This is a genomic window from Kitasatospora aureofaciens, from assembly GCF_019192735.1.
Taxonomy (GTDB): Bacteria; Actinomycetota; Actinomycetes; order Streptomycetales; family Streptomycetaceae; genus Kitasatospora; species Kitasatospora aureofaciens_A.
The window spans coordinates 345,764-363,095 of the sequence record NZ_JAHTKP010000002.1 but is presented as its reverse complement, the minus strand read 5'-3'; the positions used below and the strand labels follow the sequence as shown (position 1 = coordinate 363,095).

At 73.6% G+C, this 17,332-nt stretch carries 13 protein-coding genes; 4 read left to right on the top strand and 9 right to left on the bottom strand.

What is annotated here, in order from left to right; all coding sequences use genetic code 11:
- Positions 1-53 precede the first annotated feature (53 nt).
- The 7 genes from murD to rsmH form a co-directional block, all read right to left on the bottom strand.
- Positions 54-1,502, bottom strand: a complete 1,449-nt coding sequence (gene murD / locus KV557_RS03700) for a UDP-N-acetylmuramoyl-L-alanine--D-glutamate ligase (RefSeq protein ID WP_218198135.1) — start codon at positions 1,500-1,502, stop codon at positions 54-56.
- Positions 1,499-2,560, bottom strand: a complete 1,062-nt coding sequence (gene mraY / locus KV557_RS03695) for a phospho-N-acetylmuramoyl-pentapeptide-transferase (RefSeq protein ID WP_218198134.1) — start codon at positions 2,558-2,560, stop codon at positions 1,499-1,501. The genes murD and mraY overlap by 4 nt, the downstream gene beginning before the upstream one ends.
- Complete coding sequence (locus KV557_RS03690) at positions 2,560-3,963, bottom strand: UDP-N-acetylmuramoyl-tripeptide--D-alanyl-D-alanine ligase (protein ID WP_218198133.1); 1,404 nt, start codon at positions 3,961-3,963, stop codon at positions 2,560-2,562. Before KV557_RS03690 ends, mraY begins: the two co-directional genes overlap by 1 nt.
- Positions 3,960-5,612, bottom strand: a complete 1,653-nt coding sequence (locus KV557_RS03685) for a UDP-N-acetylmuramoyl-L-alanyl-D-glutamate--2,6-diaminopimelate ligase (protein ID WP_218198132.1) — start codon at positions 5,610-5,612, stop codon at positions 3,960-3,962. Before KV557_RS03685 ends, KV557_RS03690 begins: the two co-directional genes overlap by 4 nt.
- A 6-nt stretch (positions 5,613-5,618) precedes the next feature.
- Positions 5,619-7,856, bottom strand: coding sequence for a peptidoglycan D,D-transpeptidase FtsI family protein (locus KV557_RS03680; RefSeq protein WP_218198131.1), 2,238 nt, complete (start codon positions 7,854-7,856; stop codon positions 5,619-5,621).
- Between the two features lie 73 nt (positions 7,857-7,929).
- Complete coding sequence (locus KV557_RS03675; protein ID WP_308129750.1) at positions 7,930-8,391, bottom strand: septum formation initiator family protein; 462 nt, start codon at positions 8,389-8,391, stop codon at positions 7,930-7,932.
- Positions 8,392-8,547: 156 nt separating this feature from the next.
- Positions 8,548-9,522, bottom strand: a complete 975-nt coding sequence (gene rsmH / locus KV557_RS03670) for a 16S rRNA (cytosine(1402)-N(4))-methyltransferase RsmH (protein ID WP_218198130.1) — start codon at positions 9,520-9,522, stop codon at positions 8,548-8,550.
- A gap of 523 nt (positions 9,523-10,045) precedes the next feature.
- Here rsmH and KV557_RS03665 point away from each other — a divergent pair.
- The 4 genes from KV557_RS03665 to KV557_RS03650 all read left to right on the top strand — a co-directional run bounded on the left by KV557_RS03665 (position 10,046) and on the right by KV557_RS03650 (position 15,638).
- Entirely contained in the window at positions 10,046-10,588 is a 543-nt protein-coding gene (locus tag KV557_RS03665) for a beta-class carbonic anhydrase (RefSeq protein WP_218198129.1), read from the top strand.
- Between the two features lie 346 nt (positions 10,589-10,934).
- Positions 10,935-11,879 (top strand): AAA family ATPase, encoded by a 945-nt coding sequence (locus KV557_RS03660; RefSeq protein ID WP_218198213.1) that lies wholly within the window; start codon positions 10,935-10,937, stop codon positions 11,877-11,879.
- A gap of 1 nt (position 11,880) precedes the next feature.
- On the top strand, positions 11,881-13,203 hold the full coding sequence (locus tag KV557_RS03655; RefSeq protein WP_308129749.1) for a DUF58 domain-containing protein: 1,323 nt from the start codon (positions 11,881-11,883) through the stop codon (positions 13,201-13,203).
- Positions 13,200-15,638 (top strand): transglutaminase family protein, encoded by a 2,439-nt coding sequence (locus KV557_RS03650; RefSeq protein ID WP_218198128.1) that lies wholly within the window; start codon positions 13,200-13,202, stop codon positions 15,636-15,638. The genes KV557_RS03655 and KV557_RS03650 overlap by 4 nt, the downstream gene beginning before the upstream one ends.
- Before the next feature lie 83 nt (positions 15,639-15,721).
- On the opposite strand, the gene KV557_RS03645 is transcribed toward KV557_RS03650, so the two are convergent.
- Complete coding sequence (locus tag KV557_RS03645) at positions 15,722-16,111, bottom strand: DUF3040 domain-containing protein (protein WP_218198127.1); 390 nt, start codon at positions 16,109-16,111, stop codon at positions 15,722-15,724.
- A gap of 419 nt (positions 16,112-16,530) precedes the next feature.
- Entirely contained in the window at positions 16,531-17,283 is a 753-nt protein-coding gene (locus tag KV557_RS03640; protein WP_256176854.1) for a methyltransferase domain-containing protein, read from the bottom strand.
- Positions 17,284-17,332: the final 49 nt, after the last annotated feature.

Genomic DNA, 17,332 nt, shown 5'->3' with positions numbered 1-17,332 from the left:
CCCCGCCACCACTCCCCGCTCGCTCTCTTCGTACAACGCCCTCGCCGGGCCGGTCAGCTGTCCGCCAGCTCCCGGACGGCGGCGGCGAACAGGTCGCCGCGCTCACCGTAGTTGGTGAACATGTCCATCGAGGCGCAGGCCGGGGCCAGCAGCACCGTGTCACCCGGCCGGGCGAGCGACGCGGCCGTCCGGACCACCTCGGTCATCGCCATCGCGCCAGTCTGGCCCTCGGCCGCCTCGATCACCGGGACATCCGGCGCGTGTCGGGCCAGCGCCTCCCGGATCAGCGCGCGGTCCTCGCCGATCAGCACGGCCGCGCGCAGCCGCCCGGCCGCGCCCTGGACCAGGTCGTCGAAGGTCGCGCCCTTGGCCAGGCCACCGGCGATCCAGACGATCGGCCGGTAGGCGGCCAGCGAGGCCGCGGCGGCATGGGTGTTGGTGGCCTTGGAGTCGTCGATGTACGTGACCTCGCCGACCACGGCGACCTCGGCGATCCGGTGGGCGTCCGGGCGGAAGGCGCGCAGGCCCTCCCGGACGGCCTTCGGCTCGACCCCGTAGGCCCGGGCCAGCGCGGCCGCGGCGAGCGCGTTGGTGATGTTGTGCGGGGCCGGCGGGTTGACGTCCTCGACGGAGCCCAGCTCGGCGGCGTTCTTGGCCCGGTCGGGCACGAACGCGCGGTCCACCAGCAGCCCGTCCACCACGCCGAAGTTCGACGGGCCGGGCGAGCCGAGGCCGAAGCCGATCGCCCGGCAGCCCTCCTCGACGTCGGCCTCCCGGACCAGCGCCTCGGTGGCCGGGTCGGCCAGGTTGTACACGCAGGCGACGACGTTGCCCTCGTAGATCCGGCCCTTGTCGGCGGCGTACGCCTCCATCGAGCCGTGCCAGTCGAGGTGGTCGGGCGCCAGGTTGAGCACGGCCGCCGCGTACGGGCGCAGCGAGGGCGCCCAGTGCAGCTGGTAGCTGGAGAGCTCGACGGCGAGGACGTCGTACGGCTCCTCGGCGAGGACCGCGTCCAGCACCGAGACGCCGACGTTGCCGACGGCGGCGGTGCGCTTGCCGGCCGCGGTGAGGATCGAGGCGAGCATCTGGACGGTGGTGGTCTTGCCGTTGGTGCCGGTGACGGCCAGCCAGGGGGCGGGCTCGCCGGTGGCCGGCAGCGGCCGGCGCAGCCGCCAGGCCAGCTCGACGTCGCCCCAGACCGGGACGCCGGCCGCGTCGGCGGCAGCGAACAGCGGGCTGCTCGGCGCCCAGCCGGGCGAGGTGACGATCAGCTCGGTGCCCTCGGGCAGGCTGTCGCCGTCGCCGAGGCGGACCGCGATGCCCTGGGTCTCCAGCTCGGCGGCGCGGGCCGTCAGGCCGGCGCCGCTGCCGCCGTCGACCACGGTGACCCGGGCGCCGAGGCCGTGCAGGACCCGGGCGGCGCTGATGCCGGAGACGCCGAGCCCGGCAACGACGACCCTCAGTCCGTTCCACTGCGGCTCGGTCGGTTGGGGATTGGTCATCCGGTCACCCATCCCGCGTAGAAGAGACCGAGCCCGGTGGCCACGCAGAGGCCCTGGATGATCCAGAACCGGACCACGATCAGGACCTCGGTCCAGCCCTTGAGTTCGAAGTGGTGCTGCAGGGGCGCCATCTTGAAGACACGCTTGCCGGTCATCCGGAACGAGCCGACCTGGATGATCACCGACAGGGTGATGATCACGTAGAGGCCGCCGAGCAGCGCGAGCAGCAGCTCGGTGCGGGAGCAGATCGCCAGACCGGCCAGGGCGCCGCCGAGGGCGAGCGAGCCGGTGTCGCCCATAAAGATCTTGGCGGGCGAGGTGTTCCACCAGAGGAAGCCGAAGCAGGAGCCCATCAGGGCGGAGGCGACGACGGCGAGGTCCAGCGGGTCGCGGACGTCGTAGCAGTTGGCGGTCGCGGTGATCGCGTAGGCGCAGCTCTGGGTGTACTCCCAGATGCCGATGAAGGTGTACGCACCGAAGACCATCACCGACGCGCCGGTGGCCAGGCCGTCCAGGCCGTCCGTCAGGTTCACGCCGTTCGACATCGCGGCGATCATGAAGTACGCGAAGATGACGAACAGCACCGGGCCGACCGCCCACTTGAAGTCCCGGACGAAGGACAGGCTCTGCGACGCCGGGGTGAGCCCGCGATCGTCGTGGAACTGCATCGCCAGGACGGCGAATCCGAGGCCGACGATCGACTGGCCGGCCAGCTTCGCCTTGGCCCGCAGGCCGAGGGAGCGGCGCTTGACCACCTTGATGTAGTCGTCCAGGAAGCCGACCAGGCCGAGGCCGGCCGTCAGGAAGAGCACCAGCAGCCCGGAGGCGGTCGGGCTCTCGCCCGTTATCGCCTTGGTCGCGAAGTACGCGATCAACGTCGCCAGGATGAAGGCGATGCCGCCCATGGTGGGCGTGCCCTTCTTGCTGTGGTGCGCCTTGGGGCCGTCGTCGCGGATGTACTGCCCGTAGCCGTGCTTGGCGAGCAGCTTGATCAGGGCCGGGGTGCCGAGCAGCGACAGGACCAGGCCGATCATGCCGGAGAAGAGGATCTGCTTCATCACTCGGCCACACCGTCCGCGAGGAGGGTCTCGGCCACCTTCTCCAGCCCCACCGAGCGGGACGCCTTCACCAGGACCACATCCCCCGGCCGCAGCTGACTGCGCAGCAGTTCGACCGCCGCGTCCGCGTCGGACACCAGCACCGACTCCTCACCCCACGAACCTTCGTTCCTCGCGCCCAGTTCCATGCAGGCCGCCTCGCGCCCGCCGACCGCCACCAGCTTGGTGACGTCCAGCCGCACCGCGAGCCGCCCGATGGCGTCGTGCTCGGCCAGGCTCTCCTCGCCGAGCTCCCGCATCTCGCCGAGCACCGCCCAGGTGCGGCGGCGCTCCGGGCCTCGGCCCCCCATCGAGACCAGCGCCCGCAGCGCGGCCCGCATCGAGTCGGGGTTCGCGTTGTAGGCGTCGTTGACGACGGTGACACCATCGGCCCGGTCGACGACCTCCATACGCCAGCGGGACAGCGCACCCGCCTCGCCCAGGGCTGCCGCGGTGTCGTCGACGGACATCCCGAGCTCCACCGCCACCGCGGCGGCGGCGAGGGCGTTCGAGACGTGGTGCTCACCGTACAGGCGCAGCTGCACGGGCGCGGAACCGGCCGGGGTGGTGAGCGTGAACGATGGCCGTCCGGTGGAGTCCAGGCGAACGTCGGTCGCCCGGACGTGGGCCTCCGGGGATTCCCCGAACAGGACCACCTTCGCCCTGGTACGGGCGGCCATCGCGCGGACCAGGCGGTCGTCCGCGTTGAGGATCGCCGCGCCGTCCGCGGGCAACGCCTCGACCAGCTCGCCCTTGGCCTCGGCGATCGCCTCCTGGGAGCCGAACTCGCCGACGTGCGCGGTGCCGACGTTCAGCACCAGGCCGATCCCGGGCGGGGTGATCGAGGTGAGGTACTCGATGTCGCCCTTGTGCCGGGCGCCCATCTCCATGACCAGGTGCCGGGTGCCGGGCTCGACCCGCAGCGCGGTCATCGGGTGGCCGATCTCGTTGTTGAGCGAGCCGGGCGGGTAGACGGTGTCGCCGAGGCGCTGGAGCAGCTGGGCGATCAGGTCCTTGGTGCTGGTCTTGCCGGCCGAGCCGGTCAGCGCGACCACGGTGGTGGACTCGGCGCGGGCGACCACGGTGCGGGCCAGCTTGCCGAGGGCGTCCACCACACTGTCGACCAGGACGGCGGGCACGCCGACCGGGCGGGAGGCCAGCACCGCGACGGCGCCGGCCTCGACCGCGGTGGCCGCGTAGTCGTGGCCGTCCACGTGCTCGCCGACGAAGGCCGCGAAGAGGCCGCCGGGGCACACCTTCCGGGAGTCCACCTCGACCGGGCCGGTCACCGGGGTGTCGGGGTCGGCGCCGTCCAGGGTGCCTCCGACTGCTGCGGCCACCTCGGCGAGGGTCAGTGCGATCACTGCTGCTCTACTCCTCGGTCGCCCCGGGCGGCCGTGGTCTGCGTGATGGATTCGCGCAGCACCTCCCGGTCGTCGAAGGGGCGGATCTCGTCTCGTACGTACTGGCCAAGTTCGTGGCCCTTGCCGGCCACCAGCACGGTGTCGCCGACGTGCGCGCGGGCCACCGCGAGGCGGATCGCCTCGGCCCGGTCGGGGACGACCAGGACGTCGCCGCGCTCGGCCTCGGGCACCGCGGCGGCGCCAGTCAGCATGCTGGCGAGGATCGCCAGCGGGTCCTCGCTGCGCGGGTTGTCGCTGGTCAGCAGGGCGGTGTCGGCGAGCCGGGCGGCGATGGCGCCCATCGGGCCGCGCTTGTGCGGGTCGCGGTCGCCGCCGCAGCCGACGACGACGTGCAGCCGGCCCTTGGTGACCTCGCGCAGCGAGCCGAGGACGGCCTGCAGGGCGTCCGGCTTGTGCGCGTAGTCCACGACGGCGACGAACGGCTGTCCGGCGTCCACCCGCTCCAGCCGGCCCGGCACGCCGGGCACGGCGGCGACGCCGGCGACGGCCTGCTCCAGCGGCAGCCCGGCGGCGACCAGCAGGGTGATCGCGGCCAGCGCGTTGGACACGTTGAACGGTCCGGGCAGCGGGACGGCCGCGTCGGCCTCGGCGCCGTCCGGGCCGAGCACCCGGAAGGTGGAGCCGACCGGGCCGAGCTGGACGTCGACCGCGCGCCAGTCGGCCTCGGGGGCACCGGCGGCGGAGAAGGTGGTCACCGGGATCTTGGCCTCGGCGGCCAGCCGGCGCCCGTACTCGTCGTCCACGTTGACCACCCCGCGGCGGGACTTGCCGGGCTGGAAGAGCCGGGCCTTCGCCTGGAAGTAGTCCTCCATGTCCGGGTGGAAGTCGAGGTGCTCGGGCGTGAGGTTGTTGAACAGGGCGACGTCGTAGGTGACGCCGTCGGTGCGCCCGAAGACCAGGGCGTGGCTGGAGACCTCCATGGTCACCGCGTCCGCGCCGCGCTCGGCCATCACGCCGAGGATCGCGTGCAGGTCGGTGGCCTCGGGGGTGGTCCGCTCGCTCTTGATCCGCTCGGTGCCGACCCGCATCTCGACGGTGCCGATCACCCCGGGGTTGCGCCCGGCGCCGCGCAGGCCGCCCTCGACCAGGTAGGAGGTCGTGGTCTTGCCGTTGGTGCCGGTCAGCCCGATCATCAGCAGCCGCTCGGACGGGTGGCCGTAGACGGTCGCGGCGAGCTCGCCCATTCTGGCCCGCGGCCGGTCGACGACCAGCAGCGGCAGGCCGGTGCCGGCCGCCAGTTCGGCGCCGGCCGGGTCGGTGAGCAGCGCCACCGCGCCCGCCGCCGCGGCCTGGGCCGCGAAGGCCGCGCCGTGGTGGTTGGCGCCGGGGAAGGCCACGTACACGTCGCCCGGGCGCACCGCGCGGGAGTCGTGGGTGACGCCGGTCACGGCACCGCCCTCGACGGGGTCGAGGCCCAGCCGACGGGCCAGCTCGGCGAGCGGCAGGGCGGCGGCCTCGGCCGGGCGGGGCGGACTCACGGTGGTTTGATCGGGTTTCGGCACGGCGGGAAGGCTATCCGCCGAAGGGTGTCCAGGGCCAAACCGGTCCTGCGCCGCGCCGCCGTCCAGCGCGGCCCGCTCGTTCCTCATGCTTGCTCACGGCTTCCAGTCGACGGGCAGGTTGGGCGCCTCGCTGTTGCTCGGCGGGACCTGGAGGGTCTTGAGGGTGAACTCCATCACCTGCTTGAACACCGGGCCGCACAGCTGGCCGCCGAAGTGGCCGTTGACCGGGCCCTGGAGGGTACAGGAGACGGTGACCCGGGGGGCCTCGGCGGGAGCGAAGCCGATGAAGGAGGCGGTGTAGCCGTCGTAGCCGACGCCGTTGGCGGCGCCCCGGTTGGCGGTGCCGGTCTTGCCGGCGACCCGGTAGCCGGGGATGGCAGCCTTGCCGCCGGTGCCCTGCTCGTCGTCGACGACCGACTCCAGCATCTGGGTGAGGGTCTTCGCCGTCTGCTCGCTGACCACCCGGGTCTGCTCGCCGGGCGGGGTCGGGGTGTACTTGCCGTCCGGGTTGGTGGTGCCCTGGACGATGCTGGGCGCCACCCGGACGCCGCCGTTGGCGATGGTCGAGTAGACGGAGGTGGCCTGCAGCGCGTTCATCTGCAGCGGGCCCTGGCCGAAGGAGATGTTGTACTTCTCCGAGGCGACCAGGTCCTCCGGCTTCTTGAGCTTCCCGGCGGTCTCGCCGGGGAAGTTCAGGCCGGTGGGCTGGGCCACGCCGAACTTGCGCATGTAGCCGTCCAGCACCTTGTTGGCCTCGGTCTGGTCGGCGCCGAGCGTCTCGACGGCCTCGATGGTGCCGATGTTGGAGGACTTGGCCAGCACCCCGGCCAGGGTCAGGTACCAGGTGTCGTGGTCGATGTCGTCCTTGAACTGCTGCCCGGCGCGGACCAGCCGGTTGGGGACGGTGACCTTGGTGTCCCAGGTGGCCTTGCCGGAGTCCAGGACGGCGGCCATGCTCATCAGCTTGGCGGTGCTGCCCGGCTCGTACGCGTCACCCAGGGCTGCGTTGCCCAGCTGGGACTGCTTGGCGGTGCTCAGGTCGTTCGGGTTGTAGCCGGGCGCGGTGGCCATCGCGAGGACCTGGCCGGTCTTCACGTCCTGGACGACTACGTAGCCCTTCTCCGCGCCGGAGTTGGCGACCTGGTCGGTGATCGCCCGCTGGGCCGCCCACTGGATGTCCCGGTTGACGGTCAGCTTCACGTCGCTGCCGGGCACGGCGGGCTCCAGCGAGCCCCCGGCGGTGGGCACCAGCCGGCCGCCCGCCTGGGCGTAGCTGTTGTGGCCGTCCTTGCCGGCCAGCATCTTCTGGTACTGCAGCTCCAGGCCGCCGGCGCCCTCGCCCTCGCCGTTGACGAAGCCGACCAGGTTGGCGGCCAGCCCGTCCGAGGGGTAGACCCGCTTCTGGGTCTCCCGGTTGAACACCCCGGCCAGCGGGTTGGCGCACTCGTTGTCGACCCGGGTGCGCCCGCCCTGCTCGGCGGGCTTGCCGAGCAGCCGCTTCTGGGCCTGGCAGGCGCGCGAGCCGGCCTGCTTCTCCAGGCTCGACTTGAGGTCGCTGATCTGGTTCTTGGCGCTCGGGCTCCGCTGGGCGGCGAGTCGCTTGTAGCGGGTCTTGGGGGTGTGCAGGTCGGCGGCGATCTTCTCCTTGGGCACGCCGAGGATCGGCGACAGCAGCGCTGCCGCCTGCTCCGGGGCGTCCGGGATGCCGGTGGCGTCCGGGGTGAACATCACCGGGTCGGCGGTGATGTCGTACGCGTCGACGGTGGCGGCCAGCGCCACGCCGTCCGCGGACGTTATCGACCCGCGTTCGGCGGTGATCGGGATGTTCAGGTAGCGGTTGGTGTTGGCGTCGGCGGCCAGGGCGTCGGCGTCCAGCAGTTGGAGCTGGACCAGGCGGCCCGCGAACACCGAGAAGACCAGCGACATCACCACGGTGATCACCCGCAGCCGGCGGCGCGGGTCGGCCAGCCGGAGTGCCTTGGGGCGCTGCGGCGGACGGGACTTCGGACGCGGCCGGGCCGCCGCCTGGGCGCGGGCCGGCGGGCGGCCCTCGGGACTGCGCTGCTGCGGCGCGCGGGGCGTCCGGGCGGCGGCGGCCTTCACGGGCTGGCCCTTGGCGGGCTGCTTCGAGCGGGCGGGCTGCGATTTGGCTGGCTGTGGCTTTGACGTCTGCGGCTTGGCCGCCTGCCCCCGGGCGGGCTGGCCCTTCGCGGGCTGGGCCTTCCCCGCCGACTGCCCGCGCGGGGCGGCCTGGCGCGGCGCGGCGCCCTTGGCCACGGGACGGCGGCCGTTGCCGGACCCGCCGGATGACGGCTGACGCGGAGTACTCATGCGCCCACCTCGCTTCGCTCGGCAGGGGCATTCGCCCACACGCACCTTCTGATGGCTCGCTCGTTCCACTCGCTCATCGAGCTGCACCCCCAGTCGGCGCCGACGCGGCCGGGGAAGCGGCAGGCGCGCCCGGGTTGATCTGGACGACGGAGTCACCGGCCGTCGCCGTCGGCGCCGGGGCGCTCTGCTGGGCGCTCGGCGACGGCTGCTGCTTCATCGGCCACGGCTCGACCGTGGACCGCTTCACCGGCGGGCTGTCCTGCGCCGGACCGGGCTTGCCGAGCACCTTGCCACCGTTCTGCACGTCCAGGAACGCCATCCCGCCGGACGGGATCATGCCCAGCCCCGCGGCCCGCTTGGCCAGCGCGTCCGGGGCGGAGCTCTGGTCGATCTGGTGCTGGAGGCCCTGCTGCTCGTCGGTCAGCACGGTGGTCTGCTTCTGCAGCCGGGACAGCTCGAAGGAGCCCTCGTTGAGCGCCGTGTTCAGCGCCAGCAGGCCGAGCAGCCCCGCCGCCAGCAGGACCACCACCAGCACGGCGAAGGGCGTACGCCCCCGGACGGGGCGCCGCCCCGGCCGGACCGTGATCCGCGCCCTGCCCTGCCCCGGGAGTGCTCCGCTCCCCGCCCGGACCCCACCGGCCACCGGCCCCACTGCTTTCCTCCGCCCTTCGGACCGCCCCGGGACCTGTTCTCAGCCCCGCTTGTTCCGGTCCCTGATCCTCTCCGCCACCCGCAGCCGCACGGGCGCGGCACGCCGGTTCTCCTCGATCTCCGCCTCAGTGGCCAGCTCGGCACCGCGGGTGATCAGCTTGAGCCAGGGCTGGTGCTCCTCGGGGATGAACGGCAGCCCCGGCGGCGCGGTGCTGGTCGCCCCGGCGGCGAAGTACTGCTTCACCAGGCGGTCCTCCAGCGACTGGTAGGACATCACGACCATCCGCCCGCCGATCGCGAGGACGTCCAGCGCTCCCGGGATCGCCCGGTCCAGCACTTCCAGTTCGCCGTTCACCTCGATCCGCAGGGCCTGGAACGTCCGCTTGGCCGGGTTCCCGCCGGTGCGCCGGGTCGCCGCCGGGATCGCGTTGCGCACCAACTCGACCAGACGCGCGCTGGTGGTGAACGGTTCCTTCGCGCGCTCGCGCAAAATCACCGAGGCGATCTTCCCGGCGAACCGCTCCTCGCCGTAGACCTTGAGGATCCGGGCCAGGTCGCCGTGGCTGTAGGTGTTGAGCACCTCGGCCGCGCTGATCCCCCGGGTCTGGTCCATCCGCATGTCCAGCGGGGCGTCCTGGGCGTAGGCGAAGCCGCGGTCGGCCTCGTCCAGCTGCATCGAGGAGACGCCGAGGTCGAACAGGATGCCGTCCACCCGGTCGATGCCCAGGCGCTCCAGCACCTCGGGGATCTCGTCGTAGACGGCGTGCACCAGGGTGGCCCGGTCGCCGAAGGGCGCGAGCCGCTCGCCGGAGAGCTTGAGCGCCTGCGGGTCGCGGTCCACCGCGATGAGGCGGACCTCGGGGAACTGGGTGAGCAGCGCCTCGCTGTGCCCGCCGAGGCCGAGGGTGGCGTCCACCACCACGGCACCTGGCCGGGAGATCGCCGGGGCCAGCGCGTCCATGCACCGCTGCAGCATCACGGGGACGTGCTTGGGGCCCGGATCGTTGGTGGTCATGCGCGGTGGCGCCCTTCCTCGGTGCGGAGCAGCCCGACGTCCGGGAGCTCCGTCCATTCTCGCCCACCGCCCGTGGCAGACACGACGCGGCCCGTGGTCCCCGCCCGCTCAAGGGGAAGGACGTGACCGCCCGGCGCCGGGGAAGGTGCGCCAGGAGGGCACGGAGCGGGAGGAGGCCACGGGCCGCATCGACCGGAAACACCGGCCGGAGAGGCCCAGTTGACGGGCTCCGGCGGGTGTGCTCCACTGCGCCGCAACTCTATCGCCCGGGCCCCGCCAGTCAATCGTCCGCTCCGGCGCACCACCCGGGCGGCGGTACGGATCACCGCAGGTCGCGGCCGTCCGGCGGCCGGCCGGGGGCACCCGGCGGGGGCCACCGTGCCCGCTCGCGCGCCCCGGCCGGGCCCAGTCCGGGACCAGCCCGGACAAACCCGCTCGTTGTGGCTATGCGCTCGGTCACAGCGGCCTGTTCTGTAGCTCTCCACCCCACCGCGGAGACCCGAATCGCACTAACGTCTCCACCATGACAGTGACCCCCGACCGGCCCACGCCGACCGCCGCTGCCGATTCCGAAAGCCCCACCATCATCGACCGCTTCGTGGCGGCCAACCGCGAGTACGCGGTGACCTTCCGCGACGGCGGCATGGACGCCCGCCCGGTGCAGCGGATCGCCGTGGTGGCCTGCATGGACGCCCGCCTCGACCTGTTCGCGGCGCTCGGCCTCGAACTGGGCGACGCGCACGTCATCCGCAACGCCGGAGGCGTCGTCACGGACGACACCATCCGCTCCCTCACCATCAGCCAGCGCGCCCTGGGCACCCGCTCGATCGCGCTGATCCACCACACCGGCTGCGGCCTGCTCGGGCTCACCGAGGACTTCCGCCGCGAGCTGGAACTGGAGGTCGGCCAGCGCCCGCAGTGGGCGGTGGAGGCCTTCGTCGACCTGGACGGCGACGTCCGCCAGTCCATGCAGCGGGTCCGCACCTCGCCGTTCCTGCTGCACACCGACGACGTCCGCGGCTTCGTCTTCGACGTCCACACGGGTCTGCTCCGCGAAATCCACTGACTCCGGACCGTCGCCCGGCCTCCCGCCCCCTGGGTGCGTCCGGGCCCGAAGGGTGACTTCCGGCCCACCGGCAGGGGAGAATGCGCCTGCCGGTTGACCTCGAACCACCTGGGGCGGCCGGGCCGCAGGCCGCTACCCCGGCGCCGGATCCGCGACGGAACCGCCCCCGGAACGGTCGCGTCAAGCATGGGGTGGGGGCCGGCCTCGGGGTGAGGCGGGCACAGTGTGCCAGGGAGCGTAACGGGTGACGAGCTACAGCGATCAGGCCGGTCTCGGCAGTCCTTCGGGGGGCGTCCAGGGGGCGGACGGGTACCACCGGGTCGGCCTTCCCGAACTCGCCGCCGTCGTGGACCGGGTCCGCGCCAACATCGAGAGCGTGATCGAGGGCAAGCCGGAGGCCGTCCGGATCGCCCTGACCGTCCTGCTCGCCGAGGGCCACCTGCTGCTGGAGGACGTGCCGGGCGTCGGCAAGACCATGCTGGCCAAGGCGCTCGCCCGCTCGGTCGACTGCACCGTCCGCCGGATCCAGTTCACGCCCGACCTGCTGCCCTCGGACGTCACCGGCACCAACATCTACGACCAGCACCGGCGCGACTTCGAGTTCCGCCCGGGCGCGATCTTCGCCCAGATCGTGGTCGGCGACGAGATCAACCGCGCCTCGCCGAAGACCCAGTCCGCGCTGCTGGAGTCGATGGAGGAGCGTCAGGTCACCATCGACGGCACCAGCTACGAGCTGCCCTCGCCGTTCATGGTCGTGGCCACCCAGAACCCGGTCGAGATGGAGGGCACCTACCCCCTCCCGGAGGCCCAGCGGGACCGCTTCATGGCCCGGATCTCGATCGGCTACCCCAGCCCCGAGGCCGAGTTCGCGATGCTCGACGTGCACGCCGGCGCCAGCCCGCTGGCGGACCTCCAGCCGGTCGCGCACGCCGCGGACATCCTCAAGCTGATCGACCTGGTCCGCACCGTGCACATCGCCGACCCGGTCCGCCGCTACGCCGTCGACCTGGTCGGCGCCACCCGTACCAGCCACGAGCTGCGCCTCGGCGCCTCGCCGCGCGCCACCCTGCACCTGGTCCGGGCCGCCCGCGCCGCCGCCGCGCTGGACGGGCGCGACTACGTCACCCCGGACGACCTCCAGCGCCTCGCCGTCCCGGTCCTCGCGCACCGCCTGATGCCGACCGCCGAGACCCAGCTCAGCCGCCGGACCTCCGAGCAGATCGTGACCGACCTGGTCGCCCGGCTGCCGCTGCCGCGCCCGCAGGGCGGCCCGGCCGTCCGGAGGGGCTGAGGTGACGTCGGCCGACTCATCGTCGGGCCTGCGGGCCGGCCTGCACGGCCTCACCACCCGGGGCCGTTCCTTCCTCGCCGCCGGTCTCACCGCCGTGGTCTGCGCGTACCTGCTCGACCAGGACGCGCTGCTGCGGGTCGGCGTGCTGCTCGCGGCGCTGCCGCTGGCCGCCGCCCTGGTGCTGGCCAACACCCGCTACCGGGTGGCCAGCGGGCGCCGGCTGAGCCCGCGCCGGGCGATCGCCGGCCAGGAGGCACGGGTCCACCTGCGGGTCGACAACGTGTCCCGGGTGCCCACCGGGCTGCTGCTCCTGGAGGACAAGGTCCCGTACGTGCTCGGGCCGCGCCCGCGCTTCGTGCTGGACCGGGTCGAGCCGCGCGGCCACCGCGAGGTCTCCTACCGGGTCCGCTCCGACCTGCGCGGCCGCTACCCGCTCGGGCCGCTCCAGCTGCGGCTGTCCGACCCGTTCGGGATGTGCGAGGTGAATCGTTCGTTCACCGCCTCCGACGTGCTCACCGTCGTCCCCCAGGTCCAGACCCTGCCGTACGTGCGGCTGAGCGGCGAGTGGGTCGGGCAGGGCGAGAGCCGCACCCGCACCCTCGCGCTGGCCGGTGACGACGACGTGATCCTGCGCGAGTACCGGCCCGGCGACGACCTGCGCCGGGTGCACTGGAAGTCCACCGCCCGCTACGGCGAGCTGATGGTCCGCCGCGAGGAGCAGCCGCAGCGGGCCCGGGCCACCGTCCTGCTGGACACCCGGGAGGTCGCCCACCGGGGCAGCGGCCCCGCCTCCTCCTTCGAGTGGGCGGTCTCCTGCGCCGCGTCCCTCTCCGCGCACCTGCTGGAGCGCGGCTACCAGACCCAGCTGCTCACCGACACCGGCCAGTGGGTCCCCGGCCCCGGCACGGGCGGCACCAACAACGCAGCCGACGCCTCCGGGCTGATCCTGGACGCGCTCGCGGTGGCCGACCTGTCCGACGGCGGCGGGCTCTCCCGTGCCGAGGAGCCGCTGCGGGCCGGCGGCGAGGGCCTGCTGGTCGCCGTCCTCGGCGACCTGGACGAGGCGCAGGCCGCCCGGCTGGCCCGGCTGCGCAGCCGCACCGGCGGCGCGATCGCCTTCCTGCTCGACACCGGCACCTGGGCCGGTCTGCGGATGCTCGCCCCCGAGACCGGCGGCGACGAGTTCCGCGCGCGCGTCCGCCAGCTCCGCGAGGCGGGCTGGACGGTCCTGCCGGTGCGCGCCGGGGACTCCGTCCCCGACCTGTGGCGGGCCGCGGACGGCGCCAAGACCACCGCCCACTACCGAGAAGGGGCCGGCGCGTGACCACCCGGGCCAAACTGACCGTGTACTCGGCGCTGGCCACCGCCCTCGCCTCGCTCTGCCTGACCCCGCTGCTCACCACCAAGAGCTGGATCACCCACGCCTTCCTCGTGATCGCGGTGATCGCCGCGGCCGGCGCGGGCCTGCGCCGCACCCCGCTGTACCGCTGGACGGTGCCGATCGGGCAGCTGCTCGTCCTGTTCCTGATGCTGCTGATCGGCTTCGCCGGCTCCGGCTCCACGTGGGGCGGCCTGGTGCCCGGGCCGGACTCGCTGCACGCCCTCGACAAGGTGCTCTCCTCCGGCCTGGACGACATCCAGCAGTACGCCATCCCGGCCCCGCCCAACGCGGGCCTGCGGCTGATCCTGGTCGCCTCGGTCGGCCTGGTCGCCCTCGTGGTGGACACCGTCGCCGTGACGTACCGCCGCTCGGCGCTGGCCGGGCTCCCGCTGCTGGCGCTGTACTCGGTCGGCAACGGCCTGGCCGGCGAGCGCGGCAGCTGGATCTGGTTCGGCCTCGCGTCCGCGGGCTACCTGGTGCTGCTCTTCGCCGAGGGCCAGGACCGGGTCTCCCGCTGGGGCCGGGTCTTCCGCGGCACCTCGCGCGGCACCGAGAGCACCGGCGCGGTCGGCCTGGGCGGCCAGCAGGTCGGCATCCTGGCACTCGCGGTGGCCCTGCTGCTGCCCGTCTTCCTGCCGCACTGGGACTCCGGCCTGCTGCACTCCGGCCCCAGCGGCAGCGCCGGCAAGGGCGGCGGCGCGGTGACCAGCCTCGACCCGCTGGTCAGCCTGCAGGCCGAGATCACCAAGCCCACCGACACCGAGCTGCTGCGCTACACCCTGGACAGCGACATCGCCGACCAGACGTACCTGCGGACCGGCTCGCTCGACCAGTTCGACGGCACCAACTGGAAGCTCGGCTCCCCCACCGTCAGCGACCTGCCGAGCACCTTCCCCTCGCCGGAGGGCCTGCGCGACGCCAACGTCCCCCAGCTGAAGGGCGACTTCACGGTCAGCGACCGGCTGGAGAAGAGCTGGCTGCCGATGCCGTACCCGATCCAGTCGGTCCAGCTCCCCAACCGCGGCGACTGGAAGCTCGACCCGCTGACCCGCACGGTCATGCCCACCAGCGACAAGGCGATCAAGGGCCTGCACTACCAGGCCACCGCGCTGGACGTCCGGCCCACCGCCAACGACCTGCGCACCGCGCCACAGGCGCCGCAGGACATCCGGGACCGCTACACGGCCCTGCCGGCCGACCTGCCGCCGGTGGTCGCGGACAAGGCACGGTCGGTCACCGCCAAGGCGTCGACCGACTACGACAAGGCGGTCGCGCTGGCCGCCTGGTTCAACGGCCCGGATTTCAAGTACGACACCTCCGTCACCGGCGGCACCGGCAACAACGCGATCGTCAGCTTCCTGAACGAACGCCGCGGCTTCTGCGTCCACTTCGCCTCCACCATGGCGGCGATGGCCCGCACCCTGAAGATCCCGGCCCGGGTGGCCGTCGGCTTCACCCCCGGCGACGCGCAGGGCGGCAGCGTCTACTCGGTGACCGGCCGGATGTACCACGCCTGGCCCGAGCTGTACTTCGCGGGCTACGGCTGGACGCGCTTCGAGCCCACCCCGAGCCGCGGCGTGCAGCCGCGGTACACCGAGCAGGCCAGCACCGCGACCACCGCGCCCACCCAGCAACCGACCGCCGCCGCCCAGAGCGACGCGCCGGTGCCGCTGCCGTCCACCAGCAAGGACTGCGACCCGAAGCTCCGCCGGATGGGTGAGTGCGGCGGCAAGAACACCGCCGCCGGCGACACCGGGCAGGACTCCTGGCTGCTCTCCGGTCAGGTGCTCGGCACCCTGGCCGTGGTGGTCGCGCTGATCGCGCTGCTGCTCGTCCCGATGCTCTGGCGGACCGCCTTGCGCCGCCGCCGGCTCGGCGGCGGCGGGCGGCGCAGGCCCGGCGGGGCCGGCCCGGCCGAGCTCACCGACGCGCAGGTCCTGGCCGCCTGGGACGAGCTGATCGACTCCGCCTGGGACCTCGGCATCCCGCCCGACGAGTCGCGCACCCCGCGCTCGGCCGCCCGGCGGATCACCGAGACGGCGGAGCTGGACGAGAACGCGGCGGCCGCCGCCGGACGGCTGGCGCTGGCCACCGAGCGGGTGCTCTACGCCCCGTCCGGCCGGGTCACCGACGCCCCGCTGGCAGCCGACGTCCGGACCGCCCGGGCGGGCCTGCGGGCCACGGCCAGCAGGGGCGACCGGACCAGGGCGGTGCTGCTGCCACCGTCCTCGGCACAGCTGTGGTGGCGGATCTCCGACGCCGTGCTGACCGCCCGGACGGCGGTCGGTACCCAGGGCCGGCGGATGTCCGACGCGGTCACCGGGCCGGTGCGCCGGGTGTTCACCCGGCGGAAGCGGACCCAGGACCCGGAATCCTGAGCCGCGGAGCGCACGAACGCGGGGGGCGGGCAGTCGGATCGACGGCCCGCCCCCGGCGTTTCAGGCTCTGTGGGACCGTGCGCTCAGAAGCCGCCGGTCTGCTCGTCCCGACGGCGCTGCCAGCGCTGCTCCACCCGGTCCATCATCCCGGCCTTGCGGCGCGGCGCGGCGGCCGGCCGGGGGCCCGAGCCCTGGCCCGCGGGCCCGCGGCGCCAGCCCGTCACGGCGAACACCGCGCACCCGAGCATCACCAGGAACCCGACCACGCTGACCCAGATCTGGTTCGGGACGACCATGCCACCCATCAGCAGGCCGACGCCCACCACGAAGCCGGCGACGGCCAGGTACACCCGCCGGCGGGTGTAGGTGCGCAGCCCGGTTCCCTCAAGCGCCGACGCGAATTTGGGATCTTCGGCATACAGCGCTCGCTCCATCTGGTCGAGCAGTCGCTGCTCGTGCTCCGAGAGCGGCACGGAGTCCTCCTACTCGTCGGTCGCGGATGCGACCGGTCCGCCGCCCCGGTCGGGGAGGCAAGTCCAATCAGCCTTCGGGACACGCGGTCGGACGCCTGTGCGGGGGACCCGGCCCGTGTCGTCCATATGCCCCATGCATCCGGCTGTCATGCTTTCCGGCTTTACCCAGATCATACGGTCCGTGGGCCCGTTCCGGGGTGGTCTGCGCCGCGTGGGCCGGGCCACTTCGACCGGGCCCGGCCGCACCCCGATCAACGCGGCAGGGGCGGCACAAGTGCCCGATCCGGTGGAATCGGTCCGGACCTGGGGAGCTTTGTGGATCACGGCCGTGCGGCCGGGAGAAGGCGGGGAAACGAACCGCCGCCGGACGGCGTGCGAACCGTACGGCGGCGGGGTCGGCCGGATCTGCCGGGGACGGCTCAGGCCAGGGTGGCGAGCAGGTGCAGCTGGGTCGCCACGGCGTGGAAGGCGGGCTGCGCGGCGGCGGCCTCCTCCAGCTTCAGCAGCGCGTCCATCGCGCCCGGCTCGGTGTCCACGAGGACGCCGGGCACCAGGTCGGCGAAGACCCGGATGCCGTGCACCGACTGCACCTGCAGCCCGGCGCCCTCGGCGAGCCGGCCCAGCTCCTCGCCGGTGAAGCGGCGCGGCATCGGGTCGTGCTCGCCCCAGCGGCCGTCGGCGGCCGACAGCGCGGTGCGGGCCTCGGTGAAGTGGCCGGCCAGCGCGCGGGCCAGCACGGCGCCGTTGCGGTTGGCGGCCAGCAGGCTGACCAGGCCGCCCCGGCGCAGGGTGCCGGCCAGGCTGCCGAGCGCCTCGGCCGGGTCGTCCACGACCTCCAGCACGCCGTGGCAGAGCACCGCGTCCACCGTGCCGGGGGCGATCACCTCGGGCAGCGTCTGGGTGTCGCCCTGGACGGCGCGGACCAGGTCGGTGACGCCGGCCTCGGCGGCCCGCCGCTCCAGCGCGAACAGCGCGTCCGGGCTGGGGTCGACCACGGTGACCCGGTGGCCGAGCTTGGCCACCGGCACGGCGAAGTTGCCGGTGCCGCCGCCGGTGTCGACCACGTCGAGCACGGGCTGGTCCAGCTCGGCGGCCCGCTTCTCCAGGGCCGCCCGCACCACCTCCCACACCACGGCGGTACGCAGGGCGCTGCGGGGACGCGTCGGGTACAAGGCGGGACTCCTCGGCACGTGCAGATGGGTCAGGATGCCTCCACCTTAG

Excerpts from the sequence above, each read along its gene's own strand:
- rsmH (WP_218198130.1), bottom strand. The coding sequence starts at position 9,522 with ATGACCACCAACGATCCGGGCCCCAAGCACGTCCCCGTGATGCTGCAG.
- murD (WP_218198135.1), bottom strand. The coding sequence starts at position 1,502 with ATGACCAATCCCCAACCGACCGAGCCGCAGTGGAACGGACTGAGGGTC.
- mraY (WP_218198134.1), bottom strand. The coding sequence starts at position 2,560 with ATGAAGCAGATCCTCTTCTCCGGCATGATCGGCCTGGTCCTGTCGCTG.
- KV557_RS03665 (WP_218198129.1), top strand. The coding sequence starts at position 10,046 with ATGACAGTGACCCCCGACCGGCCCACGCCGACCGCCGCTGCCGATTCC.
- KV557_RS03680 (WP_218198131.1), bottom strand. The coding sequence starts at position 7,856 with ATGAGTACTCCGCGTCAGCCGTCATCCGGCGGGTCCGGCAACGGCCGC.
- KV557_RS03685 (WP_218198132.1), bottom strand. The coding sequence starts at position 5,612 with ATGAGGAACGAGCGGGCCGCGCTGGACGGCGGCGCGGCGCAGGACCGG.